Annotated in this window: 16 protein-coding genes and 1 pseudogene; 7 read left to right on the forward strand and 10 right to left on the reverse strand. The window is 73.4% G+C overall.

Annotated elements, in window-relative coordinates; genetic code table 11:
* Positions 1–2: 2 nt before the first annotated feature.
* The 5 genes from M8H82_RS12910 to M8H82_RS12930 form a co-directional block, all read right to left on the reverse strand.
* Positions 3–899 carry a dihydrodipicolinate synthase family protein gene (locus tag M8H82_RS12910; RefSeq protein WP_250073302.1) on the reverse strand — a complete coding sequence of 299 codons (897 nt, stop codon included), beginning with the start codon at positions 897–899 and terminating at the stop codon, positions 3–5.
* Between the two features lie 63 nt (positions 900–962).
* Positions 963–2,360, reverse strand: a complete 1,398-nt coding sequence (locus M8H82_RS12915) for an FAD-dependent oxidoreductase (RefSeq protein WP_250073303.1) — start codon at positions 2,358–2,360, stop codon at positions 963–965.
* Complete coding sequence (locus tag M8H82_RS12920; RefSeq protein ID WP_250073304.1) at positions 2,353–2,655, reverse strand: (2Fe-2S)-binding protein; 303 nt, start codon at positions 2,653–2,655, stop codon at positions 2,353–2,355. The genes M8H82_RS12915 and M8H82_RS12920 overlap by 8 nt, the downstream gene beginning before the upstream one ends.
* A complete protein-coding gene (locus M8H82_RS12925) occupies positions 2,652–3,809 on the reverse strand; it encodes an FAD-binding oxidoreductase (protein WP_250073306.1) in 1,158 nt (385 codons plus the stop codon). Before M8H82_RS12925 ends, M8H82_RS12920 begins: the two co-directional genes overlap by 4 nt.
* Before the next feature lie 211 nt (positions 3,810–4,020).
* Positions 4,021–4,689: a hypothetical protein gene (locus tag M8H82_RS12930; protein WP_250073308.1), complete on the reverse strand. Its 669-nt coding sequence runs from the start codon at positions 4,687–4,689 to the stop codon at positions 4,021–4,023.
* Between the two features lie 224 nt (positions 4,690–4,913).
* Here M8H82_RS12930 and M8H82_RS12935 point away from each other — a divergent pair, with 224 nt between their 5' ends.
* From M8H82_RS12935 to M8H82_RS12945, 3 genes are all read left to right on the forward strand, one after another.
* Positions 4,914–5,564: a helix-turn-helix transcriptional regulator gene (locus M8H82_RS12935; protein ID WP_250073310.1), complete on the forward strand. Its 651-nt coding sequence runs from the start codon at positions 4,914–4,916 to the stop codon at positions 5,562–5,564.
* Positions 5,565–5,596: 32 nt separating this feature from the next.
* Positions 5,597–6,127, forward strand: a complete 531-nt coding sequence (locus M8H82_RS12940) for a toxin-antitoxin system, toxin component (protein ID WP_250073415.1) — start codon at positions 5,597–5,599, stop codon at positions 6,125–6,127.
* Between the two features lie 177 nt (positions 6,128–6,304).
* Positions 6,305–6,541, forward strand: a complete 237-nt coding sequence (locus M8H82_RS12945) for a hypothetical protein (protein WP_250073312.1) — start codon at positions 6,305–6,307, stop codon at positions 6,539–6,541.
* Between the two features lie 6 nt (positions 6,542–6,547).
* Here M8H82_RS12945 and M8H82_RS12950 read toward each other — a convergent pair whose 3' ends face one another.
* Entirely contained in the window at positions 6,548–7,225 is a 678-nt protein-coding gene (locus M8H82_RS12950) for a 4'-phosphopantetheinyl transferase superfamily protein (RefSeq protein ID WP_250073315.1), read from the reverse strand.
* On the reverse strand, positions 7,222–8,082 hold the full coding sequence (locus M8H82_RS12955) for a metallophosphoesterase (protein ID WP_250073316.1): 861 nt from the start codon (positions 8,080–8,082) through the stop codon (positions 7,222–7,224). Before M8H82_RS12955 ends, M8H82_RS12950 begins: the two co-directional genes overlap by 4 nt.
* Before the next feature lie 304 nt (positions 8,083–8,386).
* On the opposite strand from M8H82_RS12955, the gene M8H82_RS12960 reads away from it, so the two are divergent.
* Positions 8,387–9,514: an ATP-grasp domain-containing protein gene (locus tag M8H82_RS12960; protein ID WP_250073318.1), complete on the forward strand. Its 1,128-nt coding sequence runs from the start codon at positions 8,387–8,389 to the stop codon at positions 9,512–9,514.
* A 28-nt stretch (positions 9,515–9,542) separates the two neighbouring features.
* Here the strand turns inward: M8H82_RS12960 and M8H82_RS12965 are convergent, their stop codons facing one another.
* Together M8H82_RS12965 and M8H82_RS12970 are read right to left on the reverse strand one after the other, a co-directional pair.
* Positions 9,543–10,373 (reverse strand): sulfotransferase, encoded by an 831-nt coding sequence (locus M8H82_RS12965; protein WP_250073320.1) that lies wholly within the window; start codon positions 10,371–10,373, stop codon positions 9,543–9,545.
* A 64-nt stretch (positions 10,374–10,437) separates the two neighbouring features.
* Positions 10,438–11,778, reverse strand: a complete 1,341-nt coding sequence (locus M8H82_RS12970; protein WP_250073322.1) for a 6-phospho-beta-glucosidase — start codon at positions 11,776–11,778, stop codon at positions 10,438–10,440.
* A 134-nt stretch (positions 11,779–11,912) separates the two neighbouring features.
* On the opposite strand from M8H82_RS12970, the pseudogene M8H82_RS12975 reads away from it, so the two are divergent.
* The 3 genes and pseudogenes from M8H82_RS12975 to M8H82_RS12985 all read left to right on the forward strand — a co-directional run.
* Positions 11,913–12,668: pseudogene (locus tag M8H82_RS12975) on the forward strand (beta-galactosidase domain 4-containing protein); the annotation flags it as partial.
* Between the two features lie 146 nt (positions 12,669–12,814).
* Positions 12,815–13,663: a hypothetical protein gene (locus tag M8H82_RS12980; protein WP_250073324.1), complete on the forward strand. Its 849-nt coding sequence runs from the start codon at positions 12,815–12,817 to the stop codon at positions 13,661–13,663.
* A gap of 87 nt (positions 13,664–13,750) precedes the next feature.
* Positions 13,751–14,503 carry an IclR family transcriptional regulator gene (locus M8H82_RS12985; RefSeq protein WP_250073326.1) on the forward strand — a complete coding sequence of 251 codons (753 nt, stop codon included), beginning with the start codon at positions 13,751–13,753 and terminating at the stop codon, positions 14,501–14,503.
* Positions 14,504–14,574: 71 nt separating this feature from the next.
* Here the strand turns inward: M8H82_RS12985 and M8H82_RS12990 are convergent, their stop codons facing one another.
* Entirely contained in the window at positions 14,575–15,030 is a 456-nt protein-coding gene (locus M8H82_RS12990; protein ID WP_308293254.1) for a sulfatase-like hydrolase/transferase, read from the reverse strand.
* Positions 15,031–15,359 lie beyond the last annotated feature (329 nt).

Below are 15,359 nucleotides of genomic sequence, written 5' to 3' on the forward strand. Positions count from 1 at the left end.
CCCTAGTCCCGTCCGGCCGCGAGGGCCTTTTCCGTGGCCGCGCGGACGACGGCCTCCTGCTCGGGCAGCAACGGCACGCGCGGCGGGCGCACGGGACCGCCGTACCTCCCGGCGACGTCCATGGACAACTTGATGGCCTGCACGAACTCCACCCGAGAGTCCCAGCGCAGCAGCGGGTGCAGCTGCGCGTACAGCTCCTTCGCGGTGTCCAGGTCCCCCGCGACGGCCGCGCGGTACAACCGCACCGTCGCCGCGGGCAGCGCGTTCGGGTAGCCCGCCACCCAGCCCTTGGCGCCGGCCAGCGCCAGTTCAAGCAGGACGTCGTCGGCGCCGATCAACAGGTCAAGGTCCGGGGCGAGTTCGGCGATGCGGTAGGCGCGGCGGACATCACCGGAGAACTCCTTGACCGCGTGGATGTGACCCTCGGCGTGCAGGTGGGCCAGCAGCTCCGGCACCAGGTCGACCTTGGTGTCGATGGGGTTGTTGTACGCGACCACCGGCAGGCCCGCCTTCGCGACCTCGGCGTAGTGCGCCCGCACCGACCGCTCGTCGGCGCGGTAGGCGTTCGGCGGCAGCAGCATCACGGACGCGCACCCGGCGTCCCGGGCCTGCTCGGCCCAGCGGCGGGCCTCGGCCGAGCCGTACGCGGCGACGCCCGGCATGACCCGCTCGCCGCCGACGGCGGCCACGGCGGTCTCGACGACCCGGGCACGCTCCTCGGGGGTGAGGACCTGGTACTCGCCGAGCGAGCCGTTCGGCACGACGCCGTCGCAGCCGTTCGCCACCAGCCAGGCGCAGTGCTCGGCGTAGCGGCCGTGGTCGACGGAGAGGTCGTCGCGGAGCGGGAGGGCGGTGGCGACGAGGACTCCGTGCCAGGGGCGGTGGTCGGTGGTGGTCATACGGGCCTTCCCTCGGTGAAGTGTGACATTTCACTGTCCTGCGTCCTGCGTCCTGCGGGGTGATCAATCGCCGTCCGTCTCCCCGGCCCGTGCCAGCACCCCGAGCGGCACGGGCCGGGCGAACGGTCCGCGCGACGGTGTGAGTGCGCACCCCGCCAGTCCCGCGACCGCCGGCCCGCACATCCGTCCCTGGCACCAGCCCATCCCGGCCCGGGTCAGCAGCTTCACGGTCCGCGCGTCCCCGGCCCCGAGACCGGCGACGGACTCGCGGATCGCGCCGCCGGTGACCTCCTCGCACCGGCACACCACGGTGTCGTCGGTGATCAGGTCGGCCCAGTGGGCGGGCGGGGCGTACACCGTGTCCAGCGCGGCGAAGAAGGCGCGCAGCCGGGTACGGGTCCGGGTGGCCGCCGCCCACGCGCGCGGGTCGGGTGCGGTGCCGTGCAGCCGGGCGGCGGCGGAGCGGCCCGCGATGTGGCCCTCGGCGAGCGAGAGGGCCGAGCCGCCGATGCCGGTGGTCTCGCCCGCCGCCCAGACGCCGGGGACGTCGGTGCGCTGCTCGTCGTCGACGTGCACGGCGAGTCCGTCGAGCCGGCAGCCCAGGGTCTCGGCGAGGTCGGTACCCGGGAGCATCCCGTGCCCCACGGCGAGGGTGGCGCAAGGGATACGGCGGGCGGTGCCGGGCCTGACCCGCCCCACGCGGTCGAGCGCGGCCACGGTGACCGCCTCCAGCCGTGCGGTGCCGTGCGCCTCGACCACGGTGTGCCCGGTGAGCGTGCGCACCCGGTGCCGCAGCAGCCGTGCCGTGTACCCGGCGCCTTCGATGACCTTGGCGGGTTCGGCGAGCAGCGCCCGGGACCGGCGTACGAAGGCCGCCGGTCCGGCCGAGTCCACGAGCGCGGCCACGCGGACGCCCGCCGCCGCGAGCCCGGTCGCCACCGGCAGCAGCAGCGGCCCGGTCCCGGCGACCACGGCGGTACGGCCGGACACCGCAAGGCCGCCCTTGAGCATGGCCTGCGCTCCGCCCGCGGTGACGACCCCGGGCAGGGTCCAGCCGGGGAAGGGCAGCACCTTCTCGTAGCCGCCGGTGGCCAGCAGGACGGCGTCGGCGCGCACCTCCGCCGGGTCCCGCTGTTCGGGTCCGACGAGGGCGTGCACGGTGAATCCGTGACGGCGCCGCTCGACCAGCCAGACATGATGATCCGTCAACTGCCTGACTCTTTCAGCCTTTACATGGGTGTGCAGCCCGTCCCGGAGCCGTTCCCAGGTGCGCCACTGGTGGTGCAGGGCCTCGGGGTGGCGGGCGCGCAGGGCGGCCGGGGGGTGGCGGTAGAACTGGCCGCCCGCCTCCGGCGCCGCGTCGATCAGGGTGACCCGCAGGCCGTGGGCGGCGGCCGCGACGGTCGCGGCGAGGCCCGCCGGGCCGGCACCGATCACCGCGAGGTGGGGTCGGTCAGTCATCGTGGCCGGTCCCCTCCTGGGTGCGGATCGCGTCGCCGGGGTGCAGGGGGACCAGGCAGGCGCGTTGGTTGGGGCGGTCGTTGACGGTGACCAGGCAGTCGAAGCAGACGCCGATGCCGCAGAAGACGCCGCGCGGGCGGCCCTCGCCGCGGGTGGTGCGCCAGGAGGTGACGCCGGCCGTCCAGAGCGCGGCGGCCACGGTCTGTCCGGGCAGGGCCTCGATCGCCCGGCCGTCGAGCGTGACGGTGAAGGCGGGGCCGGGGCGGGCTCCGGCCAGGTCCAGGGGCGTTCTCACGCGGCCTCCGCGGGCTCGGGGAAGCGGTCGGGTCGGAACGGCGTCAGGTCGAGGTCGGGGGTCTTCCCGGCGAGCGCCTGGGCGATGAGGTGCCCGGTGCCGGTGGCGAGGCCGATGCCGGCGCCCTCGTGTCCGCAGGCGTGGTGCAGGCCGGGGACCCGGGGGTCGGGGCCGATGGCGGGCAGGTGGTCGGGCAGGTACGGGCGGAAGCCGAGGTAGGAGCGCAGGGCGCGGACGTCCGCCAGGGCGGGGAAGAGCCGGGTCGCGCCGGCCGCCAGCTCCCGGACGACCGGCAGCGAGAAGGTCCGGTCGAAGCCGACGCGCTCCCGGCTGGCGCCGATCAGCACCGGGCCCGCGGCCGTGCCCTCCACCACGGGTGAGGTCTGCAGCGCGGCCGAGTCGCTGGCGACGTCGGCCACGTAGTCGGCGGCGTACACCTTGTGCCGGATCAGGCGCGGCAGGGGTTCGGTGACGAGGACGAAGCCGCGGCGCGGGAGGACGGGCAGGTGGGTGCCGGCGAGGGCGGCCAGTTCGCCGCCCCAGGTGCCGGCGGCGTTGACGACCGCCGGGGCGTGGATGTCGCCGTGGTCGGTGCGGACGCCGCGGACCGCGCCGGCCGGGGTGCGGGGGACGGCCGTGACGGTACGGCCGGTGAGGAGCCGGGCGCCGGAGGCGCGCAGCAGGTGGGCGGCGGCCAGGGCGGGCATCACCTGGGCGTCCTGCGGGTAGTGCATGCCGCCCGGCAGGCCGGGGGCTAGGTGAGGCTCCAGGTCGTACAGGGCGGTGCCGGTGACGGGCCGGGCGAGGACTCCGGCGGCGCGCTGCTCGTCGGCGAGGCGCTGGAGGGCGGTGAGCCCTGCGGGGGACGAGGCCACGACGAGGCCGCCCTTGGCCTCGTACTCCACCAGCTCGCCGTATTGCCGGGCGAGTTCGGCCCACAGCCGGACCGACAGGAGCGCGAGGCCGAGTTCGGGGCCGGGCTCCTTGTCGGAGACGAGGAGGTTGCCCTCCCCCGCTCCGGTCGTGCCGCCGGCCACATGGCCGCGGTCGACCACGATGACGTCGAGTCCGGCCCGGGCGGCGTACAGCGCGCAGGCGGCGCCCACCATCCCGGCCCCGACGACCACGACGTCGCAGGTCAGTCGCATGCTCACGGCAGTACTATGTCACATGGTTCTGTTGCTGGGAATGCCACGACGCGGGCCTTCACGAAGGGTTTCCGCCGGGGCGGTCGGACCGGGAGCCGGGGCGGCCGGGCCGGGAGCCGGGGCGGCCGGGCCGGGAGCCGGGGCGACAGGGCCGGGAGCCGGGGCGACAGGGGTCCTGACGAGGCGCCGTCGGCGACCTGAACGCCGACGGTGCCTGTCAGACCTCGGGGGCGGCCACCACGCTCAGGTGGGCCGCCGTGCGCCGCGGGCGTCCCGCTCTGCGGGAAGGGCGGGCGGGGCGAGGCGCCTCGCGCAGCACCAGGGTGATCCGCGTGTAGCCCAGGTCCTTGAGGACGCCCGGTGTCTCGTCGACGATCCGGCAGTCGGTGGCGCCCCAGCGGGGGTCCGGGTGCAGCAGCGGTCGTACGGCCCCGTCGTGCGCGAGGGCCTGCTCGCCGACCGTGCGGATCCAGTGCGGCAGGCCGTGCCGGTAGGCGGCCTCCATGATGGGGTCCTGGGCGATGTCCCGGCGGATGGCCTGGAGGCCGTGGTCGTGCCCCTGGCGCTCCACGGCGGCGGCGAAGTTGGCGAGCATCGGCAGGCACCAGCGGGACTCGTGCTCCCCGAGCACCGTGCTCGCGTCGGGGTGGAAGAGCACGAACCGGAGGAAGTTGTCACCCGGCATGGCCGTCGGATGCGGGCCCACGCCCCGGAAGAGTGACGCGAATGCGGCGTTGGCCAGGACGACGTCCCAGCGGTGGTCCAGCACGACGGAGGGGAAGGACACGGCCTCCAGGAGCGTCGCGCAGTCCTGGAGATAGGCCTGGACCTCCGGATCCCCGGGAACGGGCCGCGGTGCCGATCGCTGCCCTGCCTGAAATGCCATCGGGAGGTCACCCCTCTTGCCTGTGCGGCCTTGACGCGGCGCCCCGATCCTGCTGCCCCGATGCGAGCGGTGTCAACTATCGTGGCATTCCATGCCGGTTGACGGCTGAAATTGGCCACAGTTGTGGCGAGACCTGGATGTGAGTTCGAACCACCCGCTACTCTCCGGGAAGTTCACACGCGACCGCTGGTGAGAACACGGTGAGAGACGTAGGAGTTCTGTCGGTGACGGGTGGCTTCGAGGGACCGGGCGCCACGGGGACGGCGGCACTGCCGGCCGTCGTCGCTCGCGTGACCGCGCTCGCCGACCGGCTGGGCGTGCCGCACACCGACGTCTTCGACACCGGCCGGCTGTCCGTCGCCTCCGGTGTTTCCGAGCCCGTGGTCAAGGCGCTGCTGCGCGGCCGGCCCGCGGGCGAACCCGACGTCCAGGCCCGCTTCCTCCAGCGGCTGGACCTGCTGCGGCGCACCCGGCTGAAGCCCAACGGCCGCAAGTACACCCAGCAGGAGATCGCCGACGGCGCGGGCATGTCGCGGCAGCAGGCGGGCGCCCTGATCAACGGCGACCGGCGCCCCACGATGGAGCACTGCGACGCCATCCAGCGCTTCTTCCGGGTGCACGCCGGATTCCTCACCGCGGAGGACCCCGAGGCGCTCGCCGGCGCCCTCCAGCGCACCGAGCAGGAGCTCCTCCAGCAGCTCGCCGAGCGGGAGGCGGCCGTCGCGGCCGAGGACCCGCTGGAGCGGCTGCTGCAGGACCATGGCGTGCGCGGGATCGCCTGGCGTGCCGCGCAACTGCCCACCGACCAGCATCGCGACAAGGTCGCCGAGTGGCTGGACATGCTCCTGGAGAGCGTCAAGCGGCCCGAGTCGTGACCCGGGGGAGAACTGTGGGCATCCGTAGGGACATGCACCGCCTGTGCGGCGAACTGGTCGGAGAACTGGAGCTCCCCGCTCCGGCGCACCCGGCGGACCTGTACGGCGCCCTGTGCGCGGCGATGGCCAGACGCCGCGGCCGCCCCGTCCGCTTCCGCACGGCCGCCTTCCCGGCCGGCACCGCGAGCGGGCTGTGGCTCGACATGGCCGACCAGGACCTCGTCGTGATCGAGGAACGCACCGCCCCGGACCATCAGTTGGTGATCCTCGGTCACGAGTTGTGGCACATGAAGGCCGGGCACAGCGCCCACCACGTCGACGGCGCGGCAGTGGCCGCGCGGCTGCTCCAGGACGACGCCCAGCTGGAGGCGACGGTACGGCAGGTGGCGGCGCGCAGCCGCTTCGACCTCACCGACGAGCAGGAGGCCGAGAGCTTCGGGCTGCTGCTCGCCAGCAAGTGCCGTACCTGGCTCGCGGGTTCGACGCTGCGGGGACCGGTGCGCCAGGACCGGCTGGCGGGCCGTATCGAGGCGTCGCTCGGGTACCGGGGCCCGCAGGGCTGAGCGCCCTTGTCGGCAGGCGGGGACGGACAGGGCAGGCCAGGGGCGCATCACGTCACCGCTGAGTGGGCGAACCGGCGAGTGGTCCCGGCCCGATTGTCAGTGGTGGACGGCAAGCTGGTGGTGCGCCCCTCATCCGCGGGGCGGGACAGACGACGCCGACTTGGGGAGAGCCGACCGATGCCCACCGCTGTACTGACGGACCGCGAACGCATCGCCGTGCAGGCGTATCTACGGCTGCTGCACACCGTGCGGGCCGCCTTCGACGCCGCCGGAGGCCCGCCCGGCGATCCCCGGCCACCCGTGGTGCCGCCGAGCGTGCTCGCGGAGGCGGAGCGCGCCCTGGCGGACGCCGGCCTGACCGGCAACGAGGAGGAGTTCTTCCGGCTGCTGCAGAGCTGGTGCCCGGAGCCGTGAGGCGGTTCAGCCGTGCGGCACCGTGACGGCCGTGGCGACCAGGCCGTGCTCGACGGTCCAGCGGCCCTCGAAGACGCCGACGCGCCGGGCGCCGACCTGCGGGCCCGGGACGAGCAGCGCGGCGCTGAAGCCGCCGCCGGATCGTCCGGGCGCGTCGAGGTAGAGGTCGATGTCGGCCTCGGTGAAGTCCAGCCACTTGCCGGTGAGCGGGAACCACGCCTTGTAGACGGACTCCTTGGCGCTGAACAGCAGCCGGTCCCAGCGGATGTCGGGCCGCTCCTGGGAGAGCCTGCTCACCCGCTGGGCCTCGCCGGGCAGCGACACGGCGGCCATGACCCCGTCCGGGAGCGGCGCGTTGGGTTCGGCGTCGATGCCGAGGGAGGCCAGGTCGGCGGCGCGGACCAGGGCGGCGGCGCAGTAGCCGTCGCAGTGGGTCATGCTGCCGGCCAGGCCCTCGGGCCAGCGCGGGGCGCCCCGCTCCCCCGGCACGAGGGGCTGTGCCGCCACGCCGAGCTTCTCCATGGCCCGGCGAGCGCAGAGGCGTACGGCGGCGAACTCACGGCGTCGCTTGTCCACGGCCCGCGCGACGACGGCCGCTTCCTCGGGGTACAGGGCGGCCTCGGCGTCCTCCTCGCCGTACGCCTCCACGGTCACCACCGCGTCCGGCAGCAGTTCCTCGATCACGGGGCCCCGACCTCCCTGGGCAGTATGCGGCGCAGCCGTCCCGGCGGTTCCGGGCGCTTGCGCCACTCGCGCGGGTAGCCCACCGACACCTCCTCGAAGCGGACGCCGTCGTGCCAGGTGGTCCGCGGGATGTGCAGATGGCCGTAGACCATGGTCTCCACCCGGAACCTGCGGTGCCAGTCCGCGGTCAGCTCGGTGCCGCACCACATGGCGAACTCGGGGTGCCAGAGGATCTCCATGGGGTGCCGGTCGAGCGGGTAGTGGTTGACCAGGACCGTGGGCAGGTCGCCGGGGAGCGCGTCGAGGCGGCGTTCGGTCTCGGCGATCCGGGCCCGGCACCAGGCCTCGCGGGAGGGGTAGGGGTCGGGGTGCAGCAGGTACTCGTCGTTGCAGACGATGCCGGTGCCCTGCGCGTACTGGAGCCCCTGTTCCTTGGTCGCGCAGCCGGCCGGCAGGAAGGAGTAGTCGTACAGCAGGAACAGCGGGGCGACGGCCACGGGGCCGCCGACGCCCTCCCAGACGACGTAGGGGTCCTCGGGGGTGACCACGCCGAGTTCCCGGCACATGGCGACCAGGTAGTCGTAGCGGGCGACGCCGCGCAGGGTGACGGGGTCCCTGGGGTGGGTCCACAACTCATGGTTGCCGGGGGCCCAGATGACCTTGCTGAAGCGTCCGGAGAGCGTGTGCAGGGCCCATCGGATGTCGGCCACCGTCTCCGCGACGTCACCGGCGACCACCAGCCAGTCGTCATCGGTCTCCGGGCGCATCTTCTCGACTAACGCGCGGTTCTCCTCGTAGCCGATGTGCAGGTCACTGATGGCCAGCAGCTGTCCGGCACCGCCGACCGTCGACGCCACCTCTCGTCCCCCTCCGCACGTGGAAAGCACCACGAGAACACATTCGCGAGTCCGGTACAAGACGGGTTCCCGCCCACGGCGGGTGTGTCGGGGCGCGACCACGGTGTCCCATGATCCGTCCGCTCATGATCGGAAAATCCGTAACACGCATGTTGCACGCGAGGCCTTCGCGGGGCCGTATGATCGCCCTATACACCACCGCCGTAAAACATCCCTTCGCAGGGGGCGGTTTGGTGTACCTCCAAACTCCCTGGCCGGGCCCGGCCTGCTTCGCCGTGCCCGCAAACCGTGAAAGGTGGCCTGCATGGTCTCTCGCGTACGCGTCTGGCTCAACCGCACGTACGCGGAGAACGTGTTCTTCATGGATCAGCTCCGCCGAAATCCCGGCGACCGGGCCGTCGAGATCCATGCCACGCACGGTGACGCCGACTCCCCCGTGCTGGCCGCCGCCGACACCGCCGAGCTGGAGCCGGAGGGCCTGTCCCCGGCCGGGTACGTCGAGTACGCCCTCGATCAGTGCCAGCGCCGCGGCATCGACGTGTTCGTGCCGCGGCTGCACCAGGCGGCGGTGGTGGCGCACCGCGCGGAGTTCGAGGCGGTCGGCACGGCCCTGCTGGCGCCGCCGCCGGAGGCGGTGGCCGTCTTCCACGACAAGGTGATCGCGTACGAGGCGGTCCAGGCGATCGGGGTGCCGGTGCCGCCGTGGTGGCGGGTGCGCGACGCCGAGGAGCTGGTCGCCGCGGTCGAGGAGCTGGAGGCCGCCGGGCACAAGGCCTGTTTCAAGCCGGCGTCCGGGGCCGGCGGGGTGGGTTTCCGCGTGATCACCCGCTCCCCCTTCTCCATGGCGCAGCTCAACGGCTTCCCGAGCCCGTACGTGCCGCTGGATCTGGTGCTGGACGCCCTCGCGCAGGCCGAGGAAGAGGTCGACTGGCTGGTCATGCCGCGCCTGGAGCAGCCGGAGGTGTCGGTGGACTGTCTCACCGGCCCCGACAACCGGATCCGGATGGCGGTGGGCCGCACGAAGAACGGCCGCCGGCGCGGGTTCACGCTCCATGAGCAGTGGCTGGAGCCTGCCCGGGCGATCGCGGAGGGGTTCGGACTGCACTACCTGTCCAACATCCAGTTCCGGATGTTCGGCGACCGGCCGGTGCTGATGGACGTCAACACGCGCCCCGCGGGCGGACTGCACCAGCTGTCGCTGTGCGGGATCAACGCGCCCTGGGCGGCTGTGCGGCTCGCTCTCGGCGAGGACCCGGGAGAGGTGGCACCGCCGTTCCTCGGACAGGACTACACAGTGGTCTCGGGGCTCCGGCCGCTGCGGTCGGGGGCGGTGCCTCAGCAGCTCCTGGAGGAGCCCCAGCAGGCCAGGCCGACCGTGCCTGCCCCGATCAACTCCGTTGAGGTGAGGGCGGGTCAGGCCCTGCCGCTCTAGCCCGTTCCGCCGAACCGCCCTGGTGGCCCTAGACGTCGTACCCCCACGCCGTCGCGATCTCCCGCAGACGCGGCGGCAGTTCGGCGGTCGGGTCGGCCGTGCGGGCGGGCTGGATGCGGCCGGACTTGATGGTGCTGCTCCAGTCGCCGAGCTGCGGCCGGAACCTGCCGTGGTCCTTGCTGCCGTAGTCGAGCATGCCGCTCTCCCACTCGACGCCCAGGTACCCGCGGATGGCCCGGGTGGCCTGCTCCGGCTGCGCGGTGAGGTCCTCGTACGTCACCACATGGGCGTCCAGGGTCCGGCGCGCCGCCTCCAGCTTCTCGGAGTAGTTCAGCACCTCCGCCAGGATCTCCTCGTGGTCGGGGTCCTTGCGGCGCTCGGTGAGGGACGCGATGATCGCGCCCGGGTGGCGCAGCAGGAGGATGGAGCGGGCGTTCGGCCAACATCGGTGCAGCCGGGGCCAGATGAGGGTGTTCGGCGGCGTCTTGTCGACGATGACGTCCTTGCACCTGCGGGTGAGTTCGAGGTGCATCACCCGGTCCCAGAGCAGGTGTTCCAGCTCGGTCCTGTCCAGCTCCAGCGCCTTCATGGCGTCCGCGGTGAAGCCCCGGGTCAGCTGGACGTGGACGGTGCGCAGATGCATCTCGTGCGGGGCGCGGATGCGGCTGTGGCTGTGGCTGTTCAGCAGCACCCGCAGCAGGGTCGAGCCCGAGCGGACGGAGGACAGTACGAAGACCGGGGAGTCCACCAGGCGCGGGGCGCGCGGGGCCTCGTAGGCCGACTGGTGGGGCTGCGTTTCCGCGCGGGGCGTGGGAATCGCGTCGAGGGTGCGGCGGGGCGGGCTCACCGCCTGGATCATCAGCCGCCCCCGACGCCTGAGCCCCCTGCCGATCACGGACTTGTCCCCGGCGGACCGCGATCGCCTACGCGAGGTAGGCGAGGCCGGGATGGACCGAGGTGTAGCCCTCGACCAGCCTCCGGGCGACGTTCACCGAGTCGACCAGCGGGTGCAGGGCGAAGGCCTTGACGGCGGTCGCACGGGAGCCGGACTCCGCGGCGGCCAGCACTTCCCGCTCCACCGCCTTGACCGAGCAGACGAGCCCGGTGGCGTGGTCGGGCAGCGGATCGACGGCGACGGGGTGGGCGCCGTTGGCGTCGACGAGGCAGGGGACCTCGATGACGGCGTCGCGGTCGAGGGCGGAGAGCGTGTGCCCGTTGCGGACGTTCAGGATCAAGGTGGTGCGCTCGTCGCGGGCGATGGCCCGCATCAGCGCGAGGGCGACCTTCTCGTAGCCGCCGGACAGGTCGTCGGCGTCACGCTCGCCGGCGCCCGCGGTCTCCCGGTTCTCCGCCATGTACGTGGCCTCGCGCTCGGCGCGGGTACGGTCCCAGGAGGCCAGCGCCTCGGCGTCCGGGTCGGCCGTCTCGTCGTAGAAGCGGGCCTGCTGGTCGCGCAGGAAGGCGCCGCGGGTCTGCTCGGCCTGCTGGTAGGCGTGTACGGCCTCGCGGTTGAAGTAGTAGTAGTGCAGGTATTCGTTGGGGATCGCGCCGAGGGACTGGAGCCAGTCGGCGCCGAAGAGCTTGCCCTCCTCGAAGGAGCCGAGCAGGGCGGGATCGGCGAGCAGACGCGGGAGTTCGTCCCGGCCGGCGACGCGCAGACCGCGGACCCAGCCGAGGTGGTTGAGGCCGACGTAGTCGATCCACGCCTCCGCCGGATTCCGCACGCCGAGCACGCGGGCGATACGGCGGCCGAGGCCGACCGGGGAGTCGCAGATGCCGATGACGCGGTCGCCGAGGTGGCGGGACATGGCCTCGGTGACCAGACCCGCGGGGTTGGTGAAGTTGATGACCCAGGCATCCGGCGCGAGCCGGGCCACGCGCCGGGCGATGTCCGCGGCCACCGGCACGGTCCGCAGGCCGTATGCGATACCACCGGCGCCCACGGTCTCCTGTCCGAGGACACCCTCGGCGAGGGCGACGCGCTCGTCGTTCGCCCGGCCCTCCAGACCGCCCACGCGGATCGCGGAGAAGACGAAGTCGGAGCCGCGCAGGGCCTCGTCGAGATCGGTCGTGGCGGTGACCTCGGGCGCGTCGGACACCTGGGCGGCCTGTTCGGCCAGGACCCGGGTGATGGCGGAGAGCCGCCGCGGATCCAGGTCGTGCAGCACGACCCGCGTCACCCGCCCGGCGCCCCGGTCCCCCAGCAGCGCCCCGTACACGAGCGGCACGCGGAATCCGCCGCCACCCAGAATCGTCAGCTTCACGTCTGCACCTGCTGTCGTCGTTCTGCCAGCACTGCGTAGACAGTACGCGTCGTCCCACGCGTTCCTGCGCTCGCTTCCGTACGCGCCGGTCGAGGTCGGCGACGCGCCCGCGTTTTCCGGCGAACGGGCCGCACCACTGGGCCGCCATCGAGTCAACGCCGGGTCTTCAGGGCGGCTTAATCCGGAGGTCCTGGGACCACGGAAGTCTCCGACGGGTGACAGACGGCAGACCCGCCGGGCGCTGCGGCGCCGGGCCGGACGAGGACGGTGTCGCCACGTCCGGTCATCAGCGGGCATACGGCGGCGACTTCGGCGAGACGGTTCAGGACGGCGCGCTGATCGCGGGCTCCGGCGTCGACGGGACCGCCCTCCCCGACCGCACGCCCGAGCCGGTGGTGCACGGGCACCGTGACGTCGCGGCGCCGGTGCTGTTGCACTCCTTCCGGCACGAGGGCCTGGTGGTGCGGAATCACCAGTGCTTCCGTGGCCTGAGCCATCTCGCCGGGCAGTGGGAGCTGGCCCTCCCCGACGGCCGCACCCTGACCGCTCCCGCCGCGCTGCCCGATCTCCGGCCGGGTGAGACGGCGGCCGTGCCGCTGCCGTTCGAACTGCCCGGGGATGGTGGCGAGGTCTGGGTGGCCCTGCGGGTGACCACGAAGGACGACGAACCGTGCGGCCCGCGCGGCACCGAGGTGTGCGCGCCCCGGTTGCGGCTGAGGGCGGCGTCCATCAAGCCTGCCCCGGCCGACGCGGACCGGGCCGTCGAGCCTGCCCCGCCCGTCCAGGGCCCGCCCGTCGAGGGCCCGCCCGTCGAGGTCGGCGCCGGGGGTCGGCCGGTCCGTCCGCTGCCGGGCGTCGCCCCCTCCCTTCCCCGTGACCGACCAACAACAGCCGCCCGCCTGGTGCCTCCCCCGCCTCGCTCGACCCGCAGGGTGTCTCCCGGCGGGCCGATCGTCCATGAGCCCGGCAACGGTGACCCGTGGGCCGATACGTGGTTCCATTCGAACCCTGCCTTCGTCGACGTGAAGGGTGCCTGATGAGACGTCAATTGGTATGCGCCGTAGCTTTGTTGGGGTCGCTCGTGCTCGGCGCGGGGACCGCCACGGCGGCCGGTGACCCGCGCTGGGAGGAGACCGGCACGGCGTACACCGACACACTGGGCGGCGGGCAGGGGCTCGCCAGCCGTGCCGACGGCTCGCTGCTGTACCGGGGTCTGGCGGACATACCGCTGTCGCTGCGCATCAAGGGCTGGAACCACATCGGTGACCCGGACATCGCCCAGGGGCACACCTTCGACGCCTACCAGGGCCCCGACACGGCCACCTCCAAGATGTTCGCGGTGACCACCCCGGCCGGGCAGCGCTACGAGTACGTGCACCGGCTCAGCCCGGGCGAGAAGCTGAACAACTCCTTCGCGACCGTCTCCCCGGACGGGCAGTGGATGGTGTCGGGCGAGTGGGGCGACCAGAACCGCCTCCAGGTCTTCCCCACCCCGCTGCTCAACCCGGCCACCCCGCCGGCCGGGGGCGACCTGAAGGAGGCCTGGCAGATCACCCTGGACAAGCCGGTACGGGACATCCAGGGCTGCGACTTCGTCTCCGACACGCGTCTGGTGTGCGCCTCGAACGACGCCACCGGCGCCCTCTTCCCGGAGATCCGCCCGCTCCTCCAGGTCGACCTGCCCCGCAAGCTCGACGGCCAGCCGATCACCGGGGCGGTGCGGGCCCTGTTCGCCCTGCCGCAACGCAGCCTGTGCACGGGCACGTTCGAGACGGAAGGCGTGGACTACGACGCGCGCAGCGGCACCCTGCGCGCCGAGGTGATCCAGCCCGGTGTGTGCGCCGTGTCGACGAGCGTCTTCTCGTACCGGCAGGTCACGGACTGATCGCACGGGCTACGGTGGGCGCGCTGCACACACTGGCGAGCGATTTCGCCGCCCCCGCGATCCGGCCCACCCGGGAGACGCCCGGCCATGACCCCTCGTTCCGCGCCCGACCGGCTGCTGTCCGTGCTCGCCGCCTTCGACCACGAGCATCCGGCGCTGAGCCTGACGGACATCAGCCGGCGGGCGGGGCTGAGCCTGACCACCGCGCACCGTCTGGTGGGCGCCCTCACCGAGTGGGGTGCCCTGGAGCGGGACCCGGGCGGCGTCTACCACGTGGGACTGAGGCTGTGGGAGATCGCGGCACTGGCCCCTCGCGGCCTCGCCCTGCGGCAGGTCGCCCTGCCCCATCTGGAGGACCTGTACGAAGCGACGCACGAGAACGTGCAGTTGGCGGTGCGGGACGGCCCGGAGGTCGTCTACATCGAGTGGCTCTCGGGCCGCTCCGCGGTCGGCGTCCACATCCGCGTCGGCGCCCGCTGGCCCCTGCACGCCACCGGGGTCGGCCTGGCCCTGCTGGCCCATGACGACCCGGCCCGCCAGGAGGAGTACTGCTCCGGGCCGCTGGCGTCCTTCACCCCGTACACGATCACCGACCCCGCCCGGCTGCGCCGCGAGCTCGCCGAAGTGCGCCGTACCGAAGTCGCGGTGAGCAGTCGTCAGGTGACCGACGACGCCGTGTCGGTGGCCGCGCCGATACGGGGAACCGGCGGCGCGGTGGTCGCGGCGGTGTCGGTGGTGGTGCCCGAGGCCGACGCCCAGGTACCGGTGCTGGCCCCGGCGGTGCGGATCGCGGCGCGCGGGATCTCGCGCGCCCTGGGATGGCTGCCGGAGGGGCGCTGAGCGTTCGCCCCGGCACGGTGCGGGCCAAGGAGGCGCTGAGCGTTCAGCCCAGCACGGTCAACCAGCACCGTTCAGCCCAGCACCGTGCGGACCAGGTACGTCACGTCCTCCCCCGCGTGCCGCGCCGTGGCCCGGCAGGCGAGGGTCGTGTCGGAGGTGACCCGGGCCGGGGTGACCCGCCAGCGGACCGTCAGTTCGTCGCCCGACCGGGCGTGGCGGTGCCCGATGTAGCCGTGGAACTCCTCGAAGCCGCGGGAGTTGGGGTGGCTGGGCTGGTCCGGCCGCTCGGGTCCCAATCCCCATTTGCCGAAGATGCCGGTGCGGTAGCCGCGCGAGCCGAGCGCCTCGGCGAAGGTGAAGTCCCGCTCGGTGAGCGCTCCTTGGCCGCCGGGGCCCCAGGGGTTCTCGCGGACGGTGGCGTGTCCGGCGTGCAGTCCGGTGAGCACCGAGCAGCGCGACGGCGCGCAGACGGGGGCGGTGGCGTAGGCGTCGGTGAAGCGCAGGCCCTCGGCGGCCAGGGCGTCCAGGCGGGGTGCGGATGAGTTTCTGGCCGTAGGAGCCGAGTTCGCCGTGGCCGAGGTCGTCGGCGAGGATCACCACGAAGCTGAGCCGGTCCGTGCCGGACTGCGCGGCCGGCACGGCGGAGGCCTGCTTGCCGTCCGCCGACGGCTCCGGCGACTCGGCCCCGTCGCACCCGGCGACCGCCCCGGCCACGACCGGCACGGTGGCGGCCGTGGTGAGGAATCGGCGGCGGCTCGGCATACGCGACTCCTGGGGGTGGCGTGGCGGGCAGCGGGTCCGCGGACGATGGTGGTCGCAGCCGTCGGTCCATGACCATGCACACGCTGTGAACGCT

Origin of the sequence: Streptomyces sp. YS415, from assembly GCF_023544665.1 — a bacterium.
In the GTDB taxonomy this organism is placed as follows: Bacteria; Actinomycetota; Actinomycetes; order Streptomycetales; family Streptomycetaceae; genus Streptomyces.

What these genes read in the sequence shown, in the direction of transcription:
- M8H82_RS12910 (WP_250073302.1), bottom strand. Translation starts at nt 899, where the DNA reads ATGACCACCACCGACCACCGCCCCTGGCACGGAGTCCTCGTCGCCACC.
- M8H82_RS12915 (WP_250073303.1), bottom strand. Translation starts at nt 2,360, where the DNA reads ATGACTGACCGACCCCACCTCGCGGTGATCGGTGCCGGCCCGGCGGGC.
- M8H82_RS12930 (WP_250073308.1), bottom strand. Translation starts at nt 4,689, where the DNA reads ATGGCATTTCAGGCAGGGCAGCGATCGGCACCGCGGCCCGTTCCCGGG.
- M8H82_RS12940 (WP_250073415.1), top strand. Translation starts at nt 5,597, where the DNA reads ATGCACCGCCTGTGCGGCGAACTGGTCGGAGAACTGGAGCTCCCCGCT.
- M8H82_RS12945 (WP_250073312.1), top strand. Translation starts at nt 6,305, where the DNA reads ATGCCCACCGCTGTACTGACGGACCGCGAACGCATCGCCGTGCAGGCG.
- M8H82_RS12960 (WP_250073318.1), top strand. Translation starts at nt 8,387, where the DNA reads ATGGTCTCTCGCGTACGCGTCTGGCTCAACCGCACGTACGCGGAGAAC.
- M8H82_RS12965 (WP_250073320.1), bottom strand. Translation starts at nt 10,373, where the DNA reads ATGATCCAGGCGGTGAGCCCGCCCCGCCGCACCCTCGACGCGATTCCC.
- M8H82_RS12980 (WP_250073324.1), top strand. Translation starts at nt 12,815, where the DNA reads ATGAGACGTCAATTGGTATGCGCCGTAGCTTTGTTGGGGTCGCTCGTG.
- M8H82_RS12985 (WP_250073326.1), top strand. Translation starts at nt 13,751, where the DNA reads ATGACCCCTCGTTCCGCGCCCGACCGGCTGCTGTCCGTGCTCGCCGCC.